This window comes from Paenibacillus antri (assembly GCF_005765165.1).
In the GTDB taxonomy this organism is placed as follows: domain Bacteria; phylum Bacillota; class Bacilli; order Paenibacillales; family YIM-B00363; genus Paenibacillus_AE; species Paenibacillus_AE antri.
Window position 1 is genome coordinate 244115 of record NZ_VCIW01000003.1, and the last position, 21346, is coordinate 265460.

Annotated in this window: 24 protein-coding genes and 1 tRNA gene; all 25 read left to right on the forward strand. The window is 61.9% G+C overall.

The window, feature by feature from the left end; genetic code table 11:
- Positions 1-18 precede the first annotated feature (18 nt).
- The 25 genes from spoIVA to FE782_RS06995 all read left to right on the forward strand — a co-directional run bounded on the left by spoIVA (position 19) and on the right by FE782_RS06995 (position 21277).
- Entirely contained in the window at positions 19-1497 is a 1479-nt protein-coding gene (gene spoIVA / locus FE782_RS06880; RefSeq protein WP_138193328.1) for a stage IV sporulation protein A, read from the forward strand.
- Positions 1498-1735: 238 nt separating this feature from the next.
- Positions 1736-2008 (forward strand): non-specific DNA-binding protein Hbs, encoded by a 273-nt coding sequence (hbs, locus tag FE782_RS06885; RefSeq protein ID WP_138193329.1) that lies wholly within the window; start codon positions 1736-1738, stop codon positions 2006-2008.
- Between the two features lie 192 nt (positions 2009-2200).
- A tRNA-Pro gene (locus FE782_RS06890) sits at positions 2201-2277 on the forward strand.
- Positions 2278-2354: 77 nt separating this feature from the next.
- Complete coding sequence (gene mtrB / locus FE782_RS06895) at positions 2355-2576, forward strand: trp RNA-binding attenuation protein MtrB (RefSeq protein ID WP_138193330.1); 222 nt, start codon at positions 2355-2357, stop codon at positions 2574-2576.
- A 115-nt stretch (positions 2577-2691) separates the two neighbouring features.
- On the forward strand, positions 2692-3228 hold the full coding sequence (locus FE782_RS06900; RefSeq protein ID WP_138193331.1) for a hypothetical protein: 537 nt from the start codon (positions 2692-2694) through the stop codon (positions 3226-3228).
- A gap of 102 nt (positions 3229-3330) precedes the next feature.
- Positions 3331-4173, forward strand: coding sequence for a heptaprenyl diphosphate synthase component 1 (locus tag FE782_RS06905; protein ID WP_158299274.1), 843 nt, complete (start codon positions 3331-3333; stop codon positions 4171-4173).
- A 1-nt stretch (position 4174) separates the two neighbouring features.
- Positions 4175-4891: a demethylmenaquinone methyltransferase gene (locus tag FE782_RS06910; RefSeq protein ID WP_439116424.1), complete on the forward strand. Its 717-nt coding sequence runs from the start codon at positions 4175-4177 to the stop codon at positions 4889-4891.
- A gap of 6 nt (positions 4892-4897) precedes the next feature.
- A complete protein-coding gene (locus FE782_RS06915; protein ID WP_138193334.1) occupies positions 4898-5761 on the forward strand; it encodes a UbiA-like polyprenyltransferase in 864 nt (287 codons plus the stop codon).
- The gene (locus FE782_RS06920) at positions 5758-6387 is read left to right on the forward strand and encodes a UbiX family flavin prenyltransferase (protein ID WP_138193335.1); all 630 of its coding nucleotides are present in this window, start codon (positions 5758-5760) and stop codon (positions 6385-6387) included. The genes FE782_RS06915 and FE782_RS06920 overlap by 4 nt, the downstream gene beginning before the upstream one ends.
- A complete protein-coding gene (locus FE782_RS06925) occupies positions 6371-7258 on the forward strand; it encodes a menaquinone biosynthetic enzyme MqnA/MqnD family protein (protein WP_158299275.1) in 888 nt (295 codons plus the stop codon). Before FE782_RS06920 ends, FE782_RS06925 begins: the two co-directional genes overlap by 17 nt.
- A complete protein-coding gene (locus tag FE782_RS06930) occupies positions 7255-8223 on the forward strand; it encodes a polyprenyl synthetase family protein (RefSeq protein ID WP_138193337.1) in 969 nt (322 codons plus the stop codon). The genes FE782_RS06925 and FE782_RS06930 overlap by 4 nt, the downstream gene beginning before the upstream one ends.
- A 50-nt stretch (positions 8224-8273) precedes the next feature.
- Positions 8274-8717, forward strand: coding sequence for a nucleoside-diphosphate kinase (gene ndk, locus FE782_RS06935; RefSeq protein WP_138193338.1), 444 nt, complete (start codon positions 8274-8276; stop codon positions 8715-8717).
- Between the two features lie 34 nt (positions 8718-8751).
- Complete coding sequence (locus FE782_RS06940) at positions 8752-9570, forward strand: CheR family methyltransferase (protein WP_138193339.1); 819 nt, start codon at positions 8752-8754, stop codon at positions 9568-9570.
- 67 nt (positions 9571-9637) lie between these two features.
- Positions 9638-9808 carry a hypothetical protein gene (locus FE782_RS32560; protein WP_202914489.1) on the forward strand — a complete coding sequence of 57 codons (171 nt, stop codon included), beginning with the start codon at positions 9638-9640 and terminating at the stop codon, positions 9806-9808.
- A gap of 163 nt (positions 9809-9971) precedes the next feature.
- Complete coding sequence (gene aroC / locus FE782_RS06945) at positions 9972-11135, forward strand: chorismate synthase (RefSeq protein WP_138193340.1); 1164 nt, start codon at positions 9972-9974, stop codon at positions 11133-11135.
- 1 nt (position 11136) lies between these two features.
- Positions 11137-12255, forward strand: a complete 1119-nt coding sequence (gene aroB / locus FE782_RS06950; RefSeq protein ID WP_138193341.1) for a 3-dehydroquinate synthase — start codon at positions 11137-11139, stop codon at positions 12253-12255.
- On the forward strand, positions 12256-12624 hold the full coding sequence (gene aroH / locus FE782_RS06955) for a chorismate mutase (RefSeq protein WP_138193342.1): 369 nt from the start codon (positions 12256-12258) through the stop codon (positions 12622-12624).
- 268 nt (positions 12625-12892) lie between these two features.
- Positions 12893-14455: an anthranilate synthase component I gene (gene trpE / locus FE782_RS06960; RefSeq protein WP_138193343.1), complete on the forward strand. Its 1563-nt coding sequence runs from the start codon at positions 12893-12895 to the stop codon at positions 14453-14455.
- A gap of 15 nt (positions 14456-14470) precedes the next feature.
- The gene (gene trpD / locus FE782_RS06965; RefSeq protein WP_138193344.1) at positions 14471-15511 is read left to right on the forward strand and encodes an anthranilate phosphoribosyltransferase; all 1041 of its coding nucleotides are present in this window, start codon (positions 14471-14473) and stop codon (positions 15509-15511) included.
- Complete coding sequence (gene trpC, locus FE782_RS06970) at positions 15498-16292, forward strand: indole-3-glycerol phosphate synthase TrpC (protein ID WP_138193345.1); 795 nt, start codon at positions 15498-15500, stop codon at positions 16290-16292. The genes trpD and trpC overlap by 14 nt, the downstream gene beginning before the upstream one ends.
- Complete coding sequence (locus tag FE782_RS06975) at positions 16289-16963, forward strand: phosphoribosylanthranilate isomerase (RefSeq protein WP_138193346.1); 675 nt, start codon at positions 16289-16291, stop codon at positions 16961-16963. Before trpC ends, FE782_RS06975 begins: the two co-directional genes overlap by 4 nt.
- Positions 16963-18165 (forward strand): tryptophan synthase subunit beta, encoded by a 1203-nt coding sequence (trpB, locus tag FE782_RS06980; RefSeq protein ID WP_439116425.1) that lies wholly within the window; start codon positions 16963-16965, stop codon positions 18163-18165. Before FE782_RS06975 ends, trpB begins: the two co-directional genes overlap by 1 nt.
- A gap of 17 nt (positions 18166-18182) precedes the next feature.
- On the forward strand, positions 18183-18998 hold the full coding sequence (gene trpA / locus FE782_RS06985; protein ID WP_138193514.1) for a tryptophan synthase subunit alpha: 816 nt from the start codon (positions 18183-18185) through the stop codon (positions 18996-18998).
- A gap of 81 nt (positions 18999-19079) precedes the next feature.
- Positions 19080-20189, forward strand: a complete 1110-nt coding sequence (gene hisC / locus FE782_RS06990) for a histidinol-phosphate transaminase (protein ID WP_138193347.1) — start codon at positions 19080-19082, stop codon at positions 20187-20189.
- On the forward strand, positions 20186-21277 hold the full coding sequence (locus tag FE782_RS06995; RefSeq protein WP_138193348.1) for a prephenate dehydrogenase: 1092 nt from the start codon (positions 20186-20188) through the stop codon (positions 21275-21277). The genes hisC and FE782_RS06995 overlap by 4 nt, the downstream gene beginning before the upstream one ends.
- Positions 21278-21346 lie beyond the last annotated feature (69 nt).

Sequence of the window (21346 nt, forward strand, 5' to 3'; positions counted from 1 at the left end):
AACTGGGAGGAGATCTCATTGGAAAAAGTCGATATTTTCAAGGACATCGCGGAGCGTACGGGAGGCGATATTTACCTAGGAGTCGTGGGAGCGGTCCGTACGGGTAAATCCACATTCATCAAGCGCTTTATGGAGGCCGTCGTGCTTCCGAACATCCCGAACGAAGCGGAGAGGGCGCGCGCGATCGACGAGCTGCCGCAGAGCGCGGCGGGCAAGACGATCATGACGACCGAACCGAAGTTCGTGCCGAACCACGCGGTGCGCATTCGCGTCGCGGAAGGTCTCGACGTGAACGTTCGCATGGTCGACTGCGTCGGCTACGCGGTGGAAGGGGCCAAAGGATACGAAGACGAGAACGGGCCGCGGATGATTTCCACGCCGTGGTTCGAGGATCCGATTCCGTTCCAGGAAGCGGCCGAAATCGGTACCCGCAAGGTTATTCAGGAGCACTCCACGCTGGGCGTCGTCATCACGACGGACGGCACGATCTCCGACATTCCGCGCGTCTCTTACGAGGACGCGGAGCGGCGCGTCGTCGACGAGCTGAAGGAAGTCGGCAAGCCGTTCATTATGATCGTGAACTCGACGAAGCCGCGCGCTCCCGAGACGCTCGAATTGCGCTCCGCCTTGGCGGAGAAATACGATATCCCGGTCATCGCCGCCAGCGTGGCCACGATGACCGAAGACGAAATCTACGGCGCGCTTCGCGAGGTGCTGTACGAGTTCCCGGTGCACGAAGTGAACGTCAATCTGCCGAGCTGGGTCATGGTGCTCGACGAGCGCCATTGGCTGCGGGCGAGCTTCGAAAACTCGGTCCGCGAGACGGTCAAGGACATCCGCCGCCTTCGCGACGTCGACCGCGTCGTCGGGCAGTTCGGCGAATACGAGTTCATCGAGCGCGCGGGTCTGTCCGGCATGAACATGGGGCAAGGCGTCGCCGAGATCGATCTGTACGCGCCGGATGAGCTGTACGATCGGATTTTAATGGAGATCGTCGGCACCGAAATCCGCGGCAAGGATCATCTGCTGCAGATGATGGTCGAGTTCACGCACGCGAAGAGGGAGTACGACCGATTCTCCGAGGCGCTCGAGATGGTGAAGACGACCGGCTACGGCATCGCCGCTCCGTCTCTCGAAGAGATGGCGCTCGACGAGCCGGAGCTCATCCGCCAAGGCTCTCGTTTCGGCGTTCGCCTGAAGGCGACGGCGCCGTCGATCCATATGATCCGCGTCGACGTCGAGAGCGAGTTCGCGCCGATCATCGGCACGGAGAAGCAATCCGAAGAGTTGGTCCGGTACCTGATGCAAGATTTCGAGGAAAATCCGGTCAAGATTTGGGAGTCCGATATTTTCGGCCGCTCCTTGCACTCCATCGTCCGCGAGGGCATTCAGGGCAAGCTCGCGATGATGCCGGACAACGCGCGTTATAAGCTTCAGGAGACGCTCGCCCGCATCATCAACGAAGGCTCCGGCGGACTGATCGCCATCATCTTGTAAGCGTCTCGCGAACCGAAGACTCCCGATTCGAAGCCATTCGAATCGGGAGTCTTTTACTTTACATCGTAAATTAGATGCTTGCAAAGGATCATAGGTTTGTTTTATGATATTCATTGTCCCGGTTTCCTTGGGAAATCCTTGGAAAAGTTCAGCGTTTTCTTCCCTCGGATGTATAAACTTGATAGAAAACGTGAAGACAAAGAGTAAGACTCTTAAGCGTATTGGGAGGTGACATGGAATGAATAAGACGGATCTGATCGCCAAGGTCGCGGAAGCGACGGAAATGTCCAAGAAGGACGTAACGAACGTGGTGGAAGCCGTGTTCGACTCGATCGCCGACGCGCTGCAGAACGGCGACAAGGTGCAATTGGTCGGCTTCGGCAACTTCGAAGTTCGCGAGCGTACGGCGCGCAAAGGCCGCAACCCGCAAACGGGCGAAGAAATCGACATCCCAGCGAGCAAAGTTCCCGCTTTCAAGCCGGGTAAGGCGCTGAAGGACGGAATTAAATAAGCGATACATAGGGATTGAGGAGAGGCCGTGGACGATTTCAGTTCGCGGCCCTTTACTGTTATTTGGGAACTTGCTATAATAGCATTTGTGTTCACGATTCAGAATGTATATCCTCCGGATGTAACGCCTGAATCGTCCCGGTAAACGGATATCGTCCTTAGAGGACGGCGATGCCGTTTATCCTTGCAGTTTCGGGGTATGGCGCAGCCCGGTAGCGCGCACCCTTGGGGTGGGTGAGGTCGCAGGTTCGAATCCTGTTACTCCGACCATGATAGAGACATCGTCGAAGCCGGTGTCTCTTTCTTTTTCCCCGGATTCGACAAGTCGTCCATAGGAGGAGTCGCCAATGGAAAGCGGCCAGAACGATTACTTCGTCGTGAAGGCGAAGGAGAACGGGGTCCATGTCATCGGTCTTACCAGAGGAGCGGACACCCGGTTTCATCACACCGAGAAGCTGGATAAAGGCGAAGTAATGATCGCTCAGTTTACGGATCATACGTCCGCGGTGAAAATTCGAGGCAAAGCCGTCGTCATGACGAAATACGGCACGATCGAGACGGACGCCTGATTTCTTCAGGCGGTTCGAACGCTTCCGACTTTTGAAAATGTTGGACAAACGGCAGGCATAGCCTGCCTTTTTCATTTGTACAATGTTTTAAAAGGATCGGAAGGGGCAAGTCTTTATGAAAGCGTTCATTCGGATCGGTACGGCGGCGGCGCTGGCCGTCGCCATCTCGTTGTTGATATCTTGGGTCGGCGAGCTCGACGGCAGCGTGCTGTCGCCGAGCGGCGAACCGATGACCGTCTTCAGCGATCGGACGACCGGCGCGCTGACGCCGGAGACGGTCGTCGACGCGTTGGTCGATCTCGGCTTAACGGCCGAAATTCGAAGAGTGTCGGTCCGATCGTCCTTGCTGGAAATCGACCTCGCCCTCTCCGGCGAGCCGATCGACGAGGCGTCGATCCGCGCCGACATGGGCGCCGTCGCGGGCCTCGCGCTGGCGAAGTCGGACAATATATCCCGCGTCTTCGTGCGCGTGCTGGAGCCGGAGCGCGAAGGCAGCGGCGCGAAGCTGCTGCTTGCGTTGTCCGGGGCGAAATCCGAGTTCAGCGCGACGGAGCTGCAGCGGCTTCGAGACGGCGAACCGATGCCGGACGCCTGGCTCGAAGCGAAGATGCGGCTGACGGCCACCGACCGATGGCGCGAGCTCGCTCCTTAGCGCCGCCGCGCGCGGCTCGCCGTGCGTCCGTAATATCGTTATGCTATAATGTCAAGAATGAATGCGAACGAAGGACGACATCGGAGGAGTGCCTGGACACGCATGGACGGATTTAAGGAAACAGCCAAAAAGTATACCGAGCATGACTTGATCAGCACGCACACGAAGCTGCCGGAATATCCGGAGCTTCGTTCGAACGTGCTGACCGCGTTTTTGCAATACGCCGCTTCGACGTCGACGCATCCCAAGCTGCAGGAAGCGATCGGTCTCGCCGTGTCGCTCATGCAGCACGGGCTCGACACGCACGAGCTCGTGGACGGCAATGGCGAGACGCGCCGTCGGCAGATGACGGTGCTCGCCGGCGATTATTTCAGCAGCCGGTTTTACCAGCTGTTGTCGCAGGCGGAGAGCGTGCAGACGATTAAGCTCGTCTCGCAGGCGGTATGCGACGTAAATCGATTGAAGATGAACCTGTACCTCAAGGCGAAGCGGCTGCTGCTGACCGCGGAGGAATACGTCCGCGCCACGGTAGACATCAACACGCACTTGTTCGCGACGTTCTCTTCCTGGATGGACGTTATGTACCGCAAGTCCTGCCCCGCGATTTTGCGCGCGATCGCCGAATGCGAGCTGATCGCCAGCGAGCTCGGCCGGGTGCGGCCGGACAACGTGAAGGACGGCTTCGCGTATTGGTACGTCGTCGAGCACGGCACGACGGAAGAAGTGGATTTGTTCGTCGGAGGGAAGATCGACGAATCCCGGCTCCAGTCCGTATTGATCAAGTATAATTTGATCGGACGGCTGACGGACCGGTGGGATTCGAAGATCTTGGAGCTCCGGCATCTGCTGCGCGGCATCGGGTCGGACAAGCTCGCGGAGGAGCTGCATCGCCTCGCCGAGCCGCTGCTCGCCCGCGGGCATACAACCAGAGCGCAAGAAATATGAGGTGAACGCGGTGAGCGTACGAAACAAAGAGAAGCATGTTCATTCGGTATTCGAGACGATCGCTCCGAATTACGACCTGATGAACGATGTCATCAGCTTCCGCCGGCACAAGGCGTGGCGGGAGTACACGATGCGGCGGATGGACGTGAAGCCGGGGCAGTCGGCGATCGATCTATGCTGCGGCACGTGCGATTGGACGATCGCCCTCGCCAAGGCGAGCGGGACCGGCGAGATCGTCGGACTCGACTTCAGCCGCAACATGCTGGAGATCGGACGCGCCAAGGTTGAGAAGGAGGGGCTCGACGGGACGATCGAGCTCGTCCAAGGCAACGCCATGGCGCTGCCGTTCGAGGACGATCGGTTCGACTTCGCGACGATCGGCTTCGGGCTGCGCAACGTGCCCGACCTCGACGTCGTCTTGAAGGAGATGGCGCGGGTCGTGAAGCCCGGCGGCAAGGTCGTCTGTCTAGAGACGTCCAAGCCGACGGCGGAGCCGTTCCGGACGGTGTATTATTTGTATTTCGAGCATATTTTGCCGCGGCTCGCGAAGTGGTTCGTCAAGCGGTACGAGCAATACAAGTGGCTGCCCGAATCGCTCGCGGCGTTCCCCGGACGGGAGGAGCTCGAGGAGCGCTTCCGACAGGCGGGACTGGCGGACGTGAAGTCCCGCGCGTTCTTCATGGGCGTCGCAGCGCTGCATATCGGAACGAAGGTGTAACGGGAAATGAATAAAATCAAAGTGTTCTTAGAGATGATCAAGTTCGAGCATTCGATCTTCGCCCTCCCATTCGCTTACATGGGAGCGATTCTGGCATCGATCGCGCTGAACGATTCGCTGCCTTCCTGGCCGACGATCGGCTGGATCACGCTGGCGATGGTCGGCGCGCGCAGCGCCGCTATGGGCCTCAATCGGTTGATCGACGCCGCCATCGACGCGGAGAATCCGCGTACCGCGCTCCGCGCCATTCCCGCGGGTCTGCTGTCCAAGAAGGAAGTCCTGATCTTTATCGTCATTTCATTCGTGTTGTTGTTTTACGCTGCGTCGCAATTGAACCCGCTGTGCGTGTGGATGCTGCCGGTCGCCGTCTTTTTCTTGACGTTCTATTCTTACACCAAGCGCTTTACCTGGCTTTGCCATGTCGTGCTGGGCTTAACGATCGGTCTCGGTCCGCTCGGCGGCTGGATCGCGGTCACCGGAGCCTTCGACTTGACCGGGCTGGTGCTGTACGCGACGGTCGCTTTCTGGACGGCCGGCTTCGACATTTTGTACGCATGCCAAGATACCCAGTTCGACCGAGAGAAGGGGCTGCATTCGATCCCGTCGCGATTCGGCGTCGCCAGGGCGCTGCTGATCGCGAGGAGCTTCCACGTCGTTACGGCGGTTGGCCTCGTTGCCGTCTGGTGGATGGCGGACCTGAACTGGATTTATTTGATCGGTCTTGCGATCGCTTATGTGGTCTTGTTTTACGAGCATGCGCTCGTCAAGCCGAACGATCTGTCCCGCATTAACACCGCCTTCATGACGATGAACGGGATTCTCAGCATGGTCATGTTCACGTTCACGCTGATCGACGTGGCGGTACTATGAGCGAGTCGGCGGCGAAGCGCGGATGGATCGTAGGGCTGACCGGCGCCAGCGGGGCGGCGTACGGCGTTCGATTGGTCGAGCGGCTGCTCGATATGGCGTATCCCGTCCATCTTCTTATCACGGACGCAGGATGGCGCGTGTTGAAGGAAGAGCTCGATTGGGACGCGGCGAAGCGCGCGGCGACGATCGAAACGAAGTTCGCGGGTCGGAACGCGCGAGCGACGTATTATCCGATCCAAGATATCGGCGCGGCGGTCGCCAGCGGCACGTTCCGAGTGAACGGCATGGTCGTCGCGCCGTGCTCGATGGGGACGCTCGCGGCGATCGCTCACGGGTTGTCCGACAACTTGTTGGAACGGGCGGCCGACGTGACGCTGAAGGAAGGCAGAAAGCTTGTGCTCGTGCCGCGGGAGACGCCGCTGCATGCGATCCATCTGGAGAACATGCTGAAGCTCGCCCGGATGGGCGTGAGCATCGTTCCGGCGAGTCCGGGGTTGTATCATCGCGCTCAGACCGTCGAGGAGCTCGTCGACTTCATGGTCGGCAAGACGCTGGACAGCATGGGCATCGATCATGAATTGTATCGACGTTGGGGAGAGGGATCGCCGCATGACGAGGCAGAATGAAGAGACGGAACGGCAGCGAGACATTCGCCTCGGGAAGATCGTATTTACGAACGTATGGCCCGTGTTTTACGGCTTTCCGCCCGCGGGTCTCGAGTCGCGCATCGAGGTGACGACGCGGACGCCGACGGAGTTGAACGCCGCGCTGTCCCGCGGAGAGATCGACGTCGCGTCGATCTCCTCGTTCGCGTACGCGAAGCACGCGGACAAGCTGCTGCTTCTGCCGGAGCTGTCCGTCGGGGCGAAGGGATCGGTCGGCTCGCTCTTCTTATTTACGAAGCGTCCGCTCGAGGAAGCGCTGCCGGAACGGATCGCGCTCGCGACGACGTCCGCGACGACCGTGCACTTGCTTAAGATTATTATGGCGAAGCGTTTCGAATTTACGCCGACCTATGTAGATATGTCGCCGATTTTGGATACGATGATGAGTACGTGCGACGCCGCGCTGTTGATCGGCGACGACGCGATCCGCGCAAGCCGCCCTGCGGAAGCTCGGGGCTACCACCGGTACGACCTGTGCACGCTCTGGACGGAATGGACGGGGTTCGGCATGACGTTCGCGGTGTGGGCCGTTCGGGAAGCGTGGGCGGCGGAGCGGGCGCAGGACGCGGCGCTGGTGCACGAAGCGCTCCTTGCGTCCAAGCGGCTCGGCAAGCGTCTTCCGGACGATCTGTTGGACGAAGCGTCGCGGAGGGTCGGGGAGGATCGGGAGTTTTGGCGAGGGTACTTCGGGGGGCTCGACTACGATTTCGGGGAATCGCAGCGTCAAGGACTCGAGCTGTATTTCCGCTTCGCGCACGACCTCGGCTTTCTCGACTCCGCGCCGCCGCTGCGGGTATGGCGAAATCCCAACGTAACGCAGGTGAATGAATGAAGCTATTGGACATATACGCGAAAATGCAAGACGACATCCAATATATCGAGCGGAAGTTGGAGGGCAGCGTCCGCACCGAGGAAGCGGAGCTCAACGACGCTTCGCTGCACCTGCTGAAGGCGGGAGGCAAGCGGATTCGGCCGATCTTCGTCCTGTTGTCCGGCCGCTTCGGCCGGTACGACATCGAACGGCTGTCGCACGTGGCCGTCGCTCTGGAGCTGATCCATATGGCGACGCTCGTGCACGACGACGTCATCGACGACGCCGCGACGCGCCGGGGGCAGCCGACCGTCAAGGCGAAGTGGGACGAGCGGATCGCCATGTATACCGGCGACTACATCCTCGGCAAGGCGCTCGATGTCGCGGCGAACTTGGAACGGCCCGACATTCACCGCATCTTGTCCAAAGCGATGGTACAGATGGTGATCGGCGAGATGGAGCAGTTCCGCCTGTTCTACCGGTTGGACCAGTCGGTCCGCGATTACTTGCTCCGCATCCGTCGGAAGACGGCGCTGCTCATCGCCGTCTCCTGCCAGTTGGGCGCCCTGGCCGCCGGCGTATCGGTGCCGTTGTCTCACCGGTTGTACAAATTCGGGTACAACGCGGGCATGGCGTTCCAAATTCGGGACGACATCCTCGATTTGACCGGGACCGAGAAGCAGCTCGGCAAGCCGCCGGGGAGCGACATGCGGCAGGGAAACATTACGCTGCCGGTCCTATGCGCGATGCGCGACGCGCGCGTCAGGGAGGCTGTGGAAGCCGCGACGCGCGGAACGACGCCGGACGAAGACGCGCTGAAGCAGGCGCTGAAGCTCGTCCGGAAGAGCCCGGGCATCCGCGAAGCCGACGAGCTGTCGCATCGGTACATCGACAAGGCGATCGGCGCGCTGAACGAACTGCCGGACATCCCGGCGAAGAAAGATTTCGTCGCGATCGCCAAATTTATCGCGGATCGCTCGCATTGACTTTTTCCTTGGAGTTTTAAAAAAACATACATATACTTGGAGGAATCACAATGCAAAGAACGTACTTAATGGTCAAACCGGACGGCGTCCAACGCGGACTGATCGGCGAAATCGTGGCTCGCTTCGAGCGCAAGGGCTTCCAGCTCGTCGGCGCGAAGCTGATGCAGGTGACGCGCGAGCAAGCGGAATTCCATTACGAGGAGCATAAGGAGAAGGCGTTCTTCGGCGAGTTGGTCGATTTCATTACGTCCGGTCCGGTGTTCGGCATGGTATGGCAAGGCGACGACGTTATCGCGCTGTCCCGTCTCATGATGGGCAAGACGAACGTGATGGATTCCCAGCCGGGCACCATTCGCGGCGATTTCGCGGCGCACACGCCGAAAAACTTGATCCACGGCTCCGACAGCCCGGAGAGCGCGGAGCGGGAGATCGGCAACTTCTTCAAGCCGGAAGAATTGCTCGGCTACGACAAGGCGATCAACCGCTGGATTTAACGAAACGCCGCTCGCCTCGGGAGGTGGGGACCGCATGGGAGAAGAGGGACGCGAAGGGGAATACGATCCGGATTTCGCCGCGTTCGTCGCCGGATTTAAAGGGTTGACGGGGATCGACCTAGCTTTGTATAAGGAAGCTCAGATGAAACGGCGTCTCACGACGCTGCGGCAGCGAAGGGGATACGACACGTTCGCGACGTATTTTCAGGCGGTTCAGCGGGATAAGGAGCTGCTCGCCGAGCTGCTCGACCGGATGACGATCAACGTGTCGGAGTTTTGGCGCAATCCGAACCGGTGGGAAGTGCTCGAGAACAAGTTCATCCCGGAGATGCTGCAGCATTCGAGACGGTTGAAGTGCTGGAGCGCCGCATGCTCGACGGGCGAGGAGCCGTATTCGCTCGCGATGATCCTGGCGAGGCGAGGAGCGCTTCCGGACGCGAAGCTCGCCGCCACCGACATCGACGACAACGCGCTCGCGAAGGCGAAGCTCGGCGTCTACCACGAACGGAGCCTGAAGGACGTGCCGAAGCCTTATATCGACGCGTACTTCCGCCGGGAAGGCGAATCGTATTTCGTAGCCGACGAGCTGAAGCGGGGCGTGTCGTTCGCGAAGGGCAATCTGTTGACCGACGCCTTCGATACGGGATACGATCTCATCATCTGCCGCAACGTCATGATTTACTTCACGGACGACGCCAAGACGCTGCTGTATCGGAAGTTCGCGGAGGCGCTGCGTCCCGGCGGCATCTTATTCGTCGGCTCGACGGAGCAAATTTTTACGCCGGGCCAATACGGACTCGCGTCGGCCGATACGTTCTTCTATCGAAAAACGACGGCCGCCGACCATGTATAAGCATTTCCAACAATTCCTATACTAGGACTACGGAACTGTTTACTTGGTCAGGAGGAGCCATCCGAGAATGGACAAACGCAAAGTAATAACCGCTTATCGCCGCGGGTTTCTAACGATTCAAGAATGCGCGCAAATTTTGGGCATCGACTCGCCGCAGATCATGAAGCTGGTGAACGATCCGTCGATGTCCGAAACGAAGCCGTTCGCCTTGCCGAAATCCGCAGCGAAGACGGTTTGATTCGCAGCCCAAAACCCCCGGAAGCATGGCTTCCGGGGGTTTCGTTTTCTTGCCAAGGATGATAGATTAACTTATAATAGTTCAAAACGCATTCGCGCATAAAAGCGTTAAAGTCTCGAAGAGTACGGGGTCGGGCTGGGGCAGACAAAAGGAGGAACCGGTTGTGAGGTATTTAACGGCGGGGGAGACGCATGGACCGCAGCTGACGGTCATTATCGAGGGGATGCCGAGCAATGTGCCGTTGACGGCGGAATTCATCAACGAGCAGTTGGCGCGGCGCCAGAAGGGCCACGGCAGAGGCCGTCGGATGCAAATCGAGAAGGACGAGGTCGCCATCGTCGGCGGCGTCCGTCACGGGAAGACGACGGGAGCGCCGATCGCGCTGGTCGTATATAACAAAGATTGGAAAAACTGGACGTCCGTCATGGGCATCGAGCCGGTGGAGGAAGATTCGGAAGCGAAGCGGCGCGTCAATCGCCCGCGTCCCGGCCACGCGGATTTGTCCGGCGGCATCAAATACAATCAGCGGGATCTTCGGAACATTCTCGAGCGCTCGAGCGCGCGGGAGACGACGGTCCGCGTCGCGGTCGGAGGCGTGGCTCGGGCGCTGCTCGCCCATTTCGGCATCGCGGTCGGCGGCCAAGTCGTCCGGATCGGCGAAGTGGAAGCGCCGGCGAACGACCTCCCGCTCGACGAGCTGATCGCGCTGACGGAAGCGTCGCCGGTTCGCGTCGTCGACAAGGCGACCGAAGAGAAGATGATCGCGGCGATCGACGCGGCGAAGGCCGACGGCGACACGCTCGGCGGCATCGTCGAGGCGATCGTCGAAGGCGCGCCGATCGGCCTCGGTTCCCACGTGCAGTGGGACCGCAAGCTGGACGGGCGCATCGCGCAGGCGGTCGTGTCGATCCAGGCGTTCAAGGGCGTCGAGATCGGCATCGGCTTCGAAGCGGCGAAGCTGCGCGGCTCGAAGGTGCACGACGCCATCCACTTCGACGAAACCAAAGGCTTCGTGCGGCCGACGAATCGCGCCGGCGGCTTCGAGGGCGGCATGACGACCGGCGAACCGATCGTCGTTCGCGGGGTCATGAAGCCGATATCGACGCTTTACAAGCCGTTAGCGAGCGTCGACATCGACACGAAGGAAGCGTTCACCGCCCAGGTGGAGCGTTCCGATACGTGCGCGGTGCCGGCGGCCGGCGTCATCATGGAGAACGTCGTCGCTTGGGAAGTCGCGCGGGCGATGGTCGAGAAGTTCGGCGGCGACTCGATCGAGGAGATGCGTCGAAACTACGATTCGTACCTCGCGTACGTGAAGGATTACTAGGATGAGCGGCAACCCATCGCGAGAGCTGGTCGTCGAGCTGGGCGAGCGATCGTATCCGATCTATATCGGGGAAGGGCTGCTCGCCGGCTTCGGACGGACGGCGGAGAAGCACGGACTGCCGAAGAAGTCGCCGATTCTCGTCGTCACCGACGAGAAGATCGCGCCGTTGTACTTGGAGCGAGTCGTCGCGTCGTTGAGAGAAGCGGGCTACGAAGCCGCGAGCCACGTCATCGAATCGGGAGAGCAGGCGAAGCGGCTTGAGGTGCTCGGCGACGTCGTGACGACGGCGCTCGAGACCGGGCTCGACCGCGATTCGACGATCGTCGCTCTTGGCGGCGGCGTCGTGGGCGATCTCGCGGGCTTCGCCGCGGCCTCGTACATGAGAGGCGTCCGCTTCGTGCAGGCGCCGACGACGATCCTGGCGCACGACTCGAGCGTCGGCGGCAAGGTGGCGGTCAATCATCCGCTCGCCAAGAACATAATCGGCGCGTTCCATCAACCGGAGTTCGTGCTCTACGATACGGAGACGCTGCGGTCGCTTCCCGCCCGGGAAGTCCGCTCGGGGCTCGCCGAGGTGGCGAAGCACGGTCTCATCAAGGACCGCGCGTTCGCTCTCTGGTGCGACGAGAACGCGGAGAAGCTGCTCGCGCTCGACCCGGAGGCGCTCGCTTACGCGCTCTACGTCGGCTGCGGCGTGAAGGCGCGGGTCGTCTCTCAAGACGAGAGGGAAGGCGGCCTCCGGGCGATTCTTAATCTCGGGCATACGATCGGACATGCGCTCGAGGCGGTCGCCGGATACGGCGAACTGACGCATGGGGAAGCGATCTCGATCGGGATGTGCGGGTCCGCGCGTCTGGCCGAGAAGCTCGGCGTCGCGAAGGAGCCGGTCTACGGGCCGACGCGGAAGCTCCTCGCGAAGCTCGGGCTCCCCGTAGCGCTGCCGGCGCACTTCGATACGGACGCGATCATGGAAGCGATGATGCACGACAAGAAGTTCCGCGGAGGCCAGATGGTATTCGTGCTTCCGCAGGAGATCGGCGCGGTCGACATCGCGAAGGGCATTGCGTCGACGCTCGTGCGAGACGTCGTCGAATCGTTGAAACAAGGGGAGAGCGAGTAAATGTACTGCAGGGGAATTCGGGGAGCGACGACGGTAGAACATAACGAGGAACGGGAAATATTACACGCTACGGCGGAGCTGCTGTCGACGATCATCGCGGAGAACGGGCTCTCGCCCGAAGACATCGCTTACGTCTATATCACGGTCACGAACGATCTGGACGCGACGTTCCCGGCCCGGGCGATCCGCGGCATGGAAGGCTGGGACCTCGTTCCGCTCATGTGCGGCCTGGAAATCCCGGTGAAGGGCGCGCTGCCGCTGTGCATCCGCTTGCTCGTTACCGTCAATACGACGAAAACCCAGAAGGAAATGAATCACGTGTACTTGAACGAAGCGCGGGTATTGCGGCCGGATTTAGCAAGGCGTTGACCGCGAACGGACCGTTGGTGTATAGTGGGAGGTAGCCGAGTAGAGCCTAGCGAGTTTTTTAGATGAGTGGAGATCAGTCGAGACGAGAGATAAGCGTACCCCGAATCCGGGCGGACGTCGCTTCGCGTTGCCGCGATGCGCGACCTAGACGGCAGGAGGGCATGCTTCCTTTTCCATTGATAATGAATCCACCGGCCTCTACGTTCCGTAGAGGCCTTTCGTTGTTTTTCAGGCTCTTGCGCGGCAATCACGAGACGGAGGCGTTCCTATGATGTACCCAGATCGCGAATCGTTCGGGCGGTTCGCCCGCGATTACAACTTGATTCCGGTGACGCGCACGCTGCTCGCCGACACGGAGACGCCGATCCGCGTGTTCCAGCAGTTCAGCGAGGAGCCGCACGCGTTCTTGCTCGAGAGCGTCGAGGGCGGGGCCAAGTGGGCCCGGTATTCGTTCATCGGCACGGACCCGTTCCTCGTCGTCCGAGGCAAGGAAGGCACGCTCGAGGTCGAGCGCCGCGGCACGTACGAGACGTATGCGGAGCAGCCGGTCGATTTCCTTCGCGGGATGCTGGACCAATACCGAAGCCCGCAGTACGACGGCTTTCCTCGGTTCATGGGCGGGGCCGTCGGATTTTTCGGCTACGATCTGCTCCGGTATTACGAGAAGAAGCTGCCGCCGCATCGCGTCGACGATCTGAAGATGAACGACGTGCAATTTATGTTCTGCGACCAACTGATCGTGTTCGACCACTTGAAGCAGCATATGGTCGTCGTCGCCAACGCGCACGTGCCGCATGGCGCAGACGAAGCTCGGCTGGACGAAGCGTACCGCGACGCGGAAGCGAGAATCGACGCGACGATCGCGAGATTGCAGGGCGGCGGAGGGACGGCGGTCAACGCGTTCACGCCGCGATCGCCGCAGGAACCGGCGGCGATTCGAGCCGAGGAGCTCAAGTCGAATTTAACGAAGGAAGCGTTCCTCGCGAACGTCGTCAAGGCGAAGGAGTACATTCGCGCCGGGGACATTTTCCAAGTGGTGTTGTCGCAAAGATTCGAGATGGAAACCGCCGTCTCCCCGCTGCACGTGTACCGCGTGCTGCGGACGATGAATCCGTCCCCTTACATGTATTATTTGAAAATGGGCGAAGAGCGCATCGTCGGCGCGTCGCCGGAGCTGCTCGTCCGCGTCGAAGGCGGCAAGGTGCAAACCCGGCCGATCGCGGGGACGAGACCGCGGGGCAAGTCGGCGGAAGCGGACGCGGCCCTCGAGCGAGAGCTGCTCGCCGACGAGAAGGAGCTCGCGGAGCATCTGATGCTCGTCGACCTCGGACGCAACGACATCGGCCGCGTGTCCGTGCCGGGCACGGTGAAGGTCGACGCTTACATGGAGATCGAACGTTACTCGCACGTCATGCATATCGTCTCGAACGTCTCCGGCACGATGCGGGAGGATAAAGATTTCTACGACGCCTTCCTATCGTGCATGCCGGCGGGAACGGTGTCGGGCGCGCCGAAGCTGCGGGCGATGGAAATCATCGCGGAGCTGGAACAGGAAGCGCGCGGCGCGTACGCCGGAGCGATCGGATACTTAGGCTTCTCGGGCAACCTCGACACGTGCATCACGATCCGGACGATCGTCTTCCGCGAGGGCAAGGCGTACGTGCAGGCCGGCGCGGGCATCGTCTGGGATTCCGTGCCGGAGAAGGAATACGAGGAGACGGTGAACAAGGCGAAGGCGAGTCTGACGGCCATCAAGACGGCCGAGAGCATCTTCGGCGCCTCGAACCGCGAATCGGTCACCGTGAATCAAGACTACTACGCAAAGCCCTAGGGGAGGGGACGGACGATGAGCGAATCGGTAATGAAGTCTGCGCTCGCGACGCTGCTGGACGGAAGGCCGCTGACGCGGACGGAAGCGCAAGAAGTCATGGGGACGATCATGGACGGCGAGGCGACGCCCGCTCAGATCGGAGGGCTGCTCTCTTTGCTTCGGGTGAAGGGCGAGACGGCCGAGGAGGTCGCCGGCTTCGCGGAAGGCATGCGGTCGCGCGTGAACCGCGTTCCGACGCTGCAGGAGGGGCTGCTCGATACGTGCGGCACCGGCGGCGACGGTCAGCATACGTTCAATATTTCGACGACGGCCGCCCTCGTCGCCGCCGCGGGCGGCGTACGCGTCGCGAAGCACGGCAACCGGGCGATGTCGAGCAAGAGCGGCAGCGCCGACGTATTGGAGGCGCTCGGCGTGAACATCGAGCTCGGCCGGGAACAAGCGGCGGAATGCCTTCGCGAGGCGGGGCTTTGCTTCATGTTCGCCCAAGTGTACCACCCGTCGATGCGGCATGCCGCGGCGCCCCGGAAGGAGCTCGGCTTCCGCACGGTGTTTAACCTGCTCGGACCGTTAACGAATCCCGCCGGCGCGGACCGGCAGCTGCTCGGCGTCTATGACCGGGAGAAGACGGAGCTGATGGCCCATGTGCTTCGCAAGCTCGGGACCGTGCGGGCGCTCGTCGTCGGCAGCCACGACGGTCTGGACGAAATAAGCTTATCGGCGCCGACGCGGGTGACGGAGCTGAAGGACGGCCACCTCCGGACGTACGATATTACGCCGGACGATCTAGGGCTGCGGCCGTGCGCCGTGGCCGACATCGTCGGCGGAGACGCCGCGGAGAACGCCGAGAAGGTGCGCATCGTCCTCTCCGGCGAGAAGGGGCCGTACCGCGACATCGTGCTTGCGAACGCGGGCGCATGCTTCTATGTGTCCGGCCTGAGCGGCACGCTGCAGGAAGGCGTGAAGCGTGCCGCGGACGCGATCGATTCGGGCGCCGCGGCGCGCAAGCTGGACCAATTGGTGAAGACGACGGAGGCGCTGAGACATGTTTCTCGATAAGATCGTAGCGGTAAAAAAACAAGAAGTCGAGCGGCTGAAGTCGTCGACGAGCGTCGCCGAGCTGGAGCGGAACATCGCGGCCATGCCGGCGACGCTAGGGTTTCGATCGGCGCTCGTCGAGCGCGCGAACCGGCCGATGGGGCTCATCGCCGAAGTGAAGAAGGCGTCGCCGTCGAAGGGGCTGATCCGCCCCGACTTCGATCCGGTGGCGATCGCCGAGGCGTACGAGCGAGCGGGCGCGGACTGCTTGTCCGTCTTGACGGACGAGCCGCACTTCCAAGGCGCTAACTCGTACTTGACCGCGGTTCGCGCCGCGGTCGGTCTGCCCTTGCTGCGGAAAGACTTCACGATCGATCCGATTCATATTTACGAAGCTCGCGCGATCGGGGCGGACGCGATCTTGCTCATCGCGGCGATCTTGTCGAAGGAAGAGCTTCGCTCCTTCCTCTCGGAAGCGGCGGGGCTGGGCCTGGACGCGATCGTCGAGGTGCACGACCGCGAGGAGCTGGACGTCGCTCTGGAGCTCGGCGCCGATCTCGTGGGCATCAACAATAGAAATTTAAAGACGTTCGCGACCGATCTCGCGGTGACGGAGGAGCTGCTTCGGACGATCCCGAAGGATCGCTTCGTCATCAGCGAGAGCGGCCTCTCGAAGCCGGAGGACGTGGCGCGCGTCTCCGCGGCCGGCGCCCGCGCGGTGCTCGTCGGAGAGCACTTCATGCGCCAGCCGGACGTAGCCGAGGCGGTCGCCGCGCTCATGGGCGAGCCGGCCGCGCGATGAGCGCGCCGCTGCTGAAGGTGTGCGGCCTGCGGGACGCGGCGACCGCCGCCTCCGCCGCGCCGCTCGCGATCGATTACATCGGCTTCATGTTCGTCGCGACGAGCAAGCGCCGCGTAACGGCGGAAGACGCGCGCGTCATGATCGAGGCGATGCGGGCCGCCGGCGGGCGGCAGAAGTTCGTCGGGGTGTTCGTCGACCCGACGATCGAGGAGCTCGAAGCGCTGCTCGCCGACTCGCCGCTCGACGTGCTGCAGCTGCACGGCGCGGAATCGCCGGCGTTCGTGCGCGAGTGCCGCTCCCGGTTCCCTGGCGTCGCGGTGTGGAAGGTGATGGGCATCGCGGGCGAGGCGGAGCACGGCGACGACGCTGTCGAGGCGCGCCTCGCGCCGTACGGCGATTTGCTCGACGCCTTGCTGCTGGATACCTTCGATCCCGTCGTCGGCGGCGGCACGGGGCGGACGTTCCGCTGGGACGTGATCCCGGCGTATCGGCGATGGACGCAGGCGCAAGGCATTCCGTTGTTCGCCGCTGGCGGATTGCACGAGGGGAACGTCGGCGAACTGCTCGCCGCGGGCATCGTCGACGGCGTCGACGTCTCGAGCGGCGTGGAGACGGACGGCGCGAAGGATCTAGACAAGATACGTACATTCGTGAAAAGGGTGAAACCATAATGGCGATTTCGTTCGTTCCCGACAATCAAGGCCGCTTCGGCAAGTTCGGCGGGCGCTTCGTGCCGGAGACGTTGATGAACGCGCTTCTCGAGCTCGAGGAAGCGTACGCGCATTATTCGAAGGATGAGTCGTTCCAACAGGAAGTCCAGGAGCTCTACCGACAATATTCGGGCCGGCCGACGCCGCTGTATTACGCGGAACGGCTCTCCGAGCATCTCGGCGGGGCGCGCATCTACCTGAAGCGGGAAGACCTGAATCACACAGGCGCTCATAAGATCAACAACACGATCGGGCAAGGCGTGCTCGCGAAGCGGATGGGCAAGAAGAAGGTCATCGCCGAAACCGGCGCGGGCCAACACGGCGTCGCGTCCGCGACGATCGCGGCGCTGCTCGGCATGGAGTGCAAAGTGTTCATGGGCGAAGAAGACACGAAGCGACAGCAGTTGAACGTGTTCCGGATGAACCTGCTCGGCGCGGAAGTCGTTCCGGTCACGTCGGGCTCGCGCACGCTGAAGGACGCGGGCAACGAAGCGCTTCGTTATTGGGTCAGCCACGTCGACGACACGTTCTACATTCTCGGCTCCGTCGTCGGGCCGCACCCGTATCCGATGATGGTGCGCGACTTCCAGCGCATTATCGGCGACGAGACGAAGTCGCAGATGCTTAGGGACCACGGCCGGCTGCCTGACGCGATCGTCGCCTGCGTCGGCGGCGGCAGCAACGCGATGGGCATCTTCTACCCGTTCGTGGACGACGCCGACGTGCGATTGATCGGCGTCGAGGCGGCCGGCGAAGGCGTCGATACGGAGCGGCACGCCGCGACGATGACGCACGGGACGGCAGGCGTCTTCCAAGGCTCGATGAGCTATCTGCTGCAGGACGAGCACGGCCAAGTGCAAGAGGCGCATTCGATCTCCGCGGGACTCGACTATCCGGGCATCGGTCCGGAGCACTCGTACTTGAAGGACATCGGACGGGCGGAGTACGTCCCTGCCAGCGACGCGGAAGCGCTCGAGGCGCTGCAGCTGCTCTCCCGGAAGGAGGGCATCATTCCGGCGCTCGAATCGGCACATGCGATCGCGCACGTACTCCGGCTGGCGCCGACGATGTCCAAGGATCAAATCATCGTCGCGAATTTGTCCGGCCGCGGCGACAAAGACGTCGAGTCGATCATGAAGTATTTGGGAGGGACCGTGCGATGACCGTGGAAAACGTAGCCGTGAACGCTATCGATACGACGTTCGCCGCATTGAAGGCGGAAGGCCGGACGGCGCTCATTCCGTTCCTTACGATCGGCGACCCGGATCTGGACGCGTCGCTCGCGTTGATCCGCGAGCTGGAAGCGGCCAGCGCGGACATGATCGAGCTCGGCGTGCCGTATTCCGACCCGCTGGCCGACGGCCCGGTCATCCAGCGGGCGTCGCAGCGCGCCTTGAGCGGCCGGCTGACGACGATTCTGGACGTGATCGGGATCGCGCAGCGCGCGAAGGAAGAGGGCGTGAAGCTGCCTTTCATATTGTTTACTTACTACAATCCTATTCTGCAGCTCGGCTTCGACCGCTTCTTCGACCTGCTGAAGGCGAACAACATTTCCGGCATGATCGTTCCGGATCTGCCGATCGAAGAAGACGAGGAGCTTCGCGGACTCGCGGAGTCGCACGGACTTCATCTCATTCCGCTCGTCGCTCCGACGTCGAGCCAGCGGGTGAGCGCGATCTCGAAGAAGGCGCGGGGCTTCGTCTACTGCGTCTCGTCGCTCGGCGTCACGGGGGAACGCTCCTCGTTCGCGAACGATATCGACGCGTTCCTCGATACGGTGCGCGGCTCGACCGACGTGCCGATCGCGATCGGCTTCGGCATCTCGAACCGGGAGCAGGTCGCCCGCTTCGAAGGCCGCTGCGACGGCGTCATCGTCGGCAGCGCGATCGTGCGCAAGATCGAAGAGCAGGAGGAGAAGCTCCGCAATCCCGCCACGCGGGCCGAAGGGGCTCGCGCGGTCGGCGACTTCGTGCGGGAGCTGAAAGGCGCGAAATAAGCGTGGATGCGGTTCGCCGGATGCGATACAATGGTTGTATTATTTTCACATGACAGTAATGGGTTAGGAGTGGGTTCGAGGATGCAACCGAAAGCGAGAATCATGCACCTGCCGGTATACCAGCCCGGCAAACCGATCGACGAAGTGAAGCGGGAGCTCGGTCTGACCGACGTCATCAAGCTCGCTTCCAACGAAAATCCGTTCGGCTGCTCGCCGAAGGCGAAAGAAGCGATCATCGCGCACGTGGATCAAGCGAACATCTATCCGGACGGCGCCAGCGTCGAACTGAAAAGCGCGCTCTCCGCGCTGCACGGCGTGACGCCGGATCAGATCGTCTTCGGCGCGGGCTCCGACGAAGTGATCCTTATGATCGCGCGGGCGTACCTGTCGCCGGGCGACGAGACGATCATGGCGGATCGGACGTTCCCGCAATATCGTCATAACGCGGAGATCGAAGGCGCGACGGTCGTCGAAGTGCCGCTCAAGGACGGGACGCACGACCTCGAGGCGATGCTCGCCGCCGTAACGGACAAGACCAAGGTCGTATGGGTGTGCAACCCGAACAACCCGACGAGCACGATCGTCACGAAAGACGAAGTCGAATCGTTCCTGGCGCGCGTGCCGTCGAGCGTTATGGTCGTCTTGGATGAGGCGTACATCGAGTACGTCGTCGACGAGCGTTTCCCGAACGGCCTCGAGCTCGTGAAGAAGTACCCGAACGTCGTCACGCTGCGGACGTTCTCGAAGGCGTACGGCCTTGCGAGCTTGCGCATCGGTTACGGCATCGGACGACCGGAATTGATCAAGTCGATCAATCAAGTGCGGGAGCCGTTCAACACGACCGGCTTCGCGCAAGCCGCGGCGCTCGCCGCCGTGCAGGATCAAGCGTTCATCGACGGCTGCCGCAAGGCGAACGCCGCAGGCATCGTCTACCTGCGGGAGCAGTTCGACCGGCTGGGCCTCCGCAGCTTCCCGGCGCACGGCAACTTCGTATTGGTCGATTGCGCCAGGGACGCCAAGACGGTATACGAGGAGCTACTGAAGAAAGGCGTCATCGTTCGCGGAGGCCATACCGCCTCGATCGGCTTCCCGACCATGATTCGCGTGACGGTCGGGTCCGAAGCGCAAAATCGGACGTTCATCGAAGCGTTGACGGCCGTGCTGCAAGAGACGGCTGTGGCCGCCGAATGACGAAAATCGCGATTTTCGGAGTAGGGCTTATCGGCGGGTCGCTGGCGCTGTGCTTCAAGGGGCGCCCCGGCTTCCGCGTCGTGGGCCACTCGCCGAGGTCCGAATCGGTGCGGAAGTGCGTGGATCGAGGCGTCGTCGACGAAGGGACGACGTCGCTCGAGGAAGCGGCGGCCGATGCCGACTTTTTGTTTCTGTGCGTGCCGGTCGGCATGCTGAACGATTACTTGGAGGCGTTGTCCCGCTGCCCGCTGAAGCCGGGCGCGGTCATTACCGACGTCGGCAGCACGAAAGGCGAGATCGTCGAAGCGGCCTCGCGGCTCTCGTTCGGCGACGCCGTCTTCATCGGCGGCCATCCGATGGCCGGCAAGGAGCGCTCCGGGGTCGAAGCCGCGACGTCGAAGCTGTTCGAGAACGCCTATTATGTGTTGACTCCGACGTCCTCGACGCCGGAGACGTCCTATAACGCCCTGGTGGAGCTGCTGGCGTATACGAACGCGAGACTCGTTCGGATGGACGCGCGCACGCACGACGGCATCGTCGGGGCGGTCAGCCACCTGCCGCATATCGTCGCGGCGATGCTCGTCAACTTGGTCGCGCGCTTGGGCGAGTCGGACGACGGCTACGAGAAGCTGGCCGCCGGGGGCTTCCGCGACATTACGCGGATCGCTTCCGCCGATCCGACGATTTGGCGCGACATCTGCGTGAGCAACCGCGAAGTGCTATTGGAACTGCTGCAGGCATGGATCTCGGAGACGGAGCGGTTCATGGACATCCTCCGAGCGGAAGACGGGGAAGGCATCGCGGCGCAGTTCCGCACGGCGTCCGCGTTCCGCAGCGCGCTGCCGGAGCGTCGGGTCGGGATCGCGACGACGCACTACGAGTTTTACGTGCAAGTGGCGGACGAGCCCGGCACGATCGGCAAGCTGACGACGCTGCTCGGCAGCTGGCGCATCAACCTGAGGAACATCGGCATCTTGGAGCCTACGCCGGGCGGACCGGGATCGCTTCGGATGTCGTTCGGCAACGAGGACGACTTGGGGCGCGCGAAGACGTTGTTGGAACAAGAAGGGTATATCGTGCACTATTAGGATGTTGCAAGCCGTCCCGACGAGGGGCGGTTTTTTTCTAGGTTTAGGAAAGCGCGCGCCAAGTAAGCA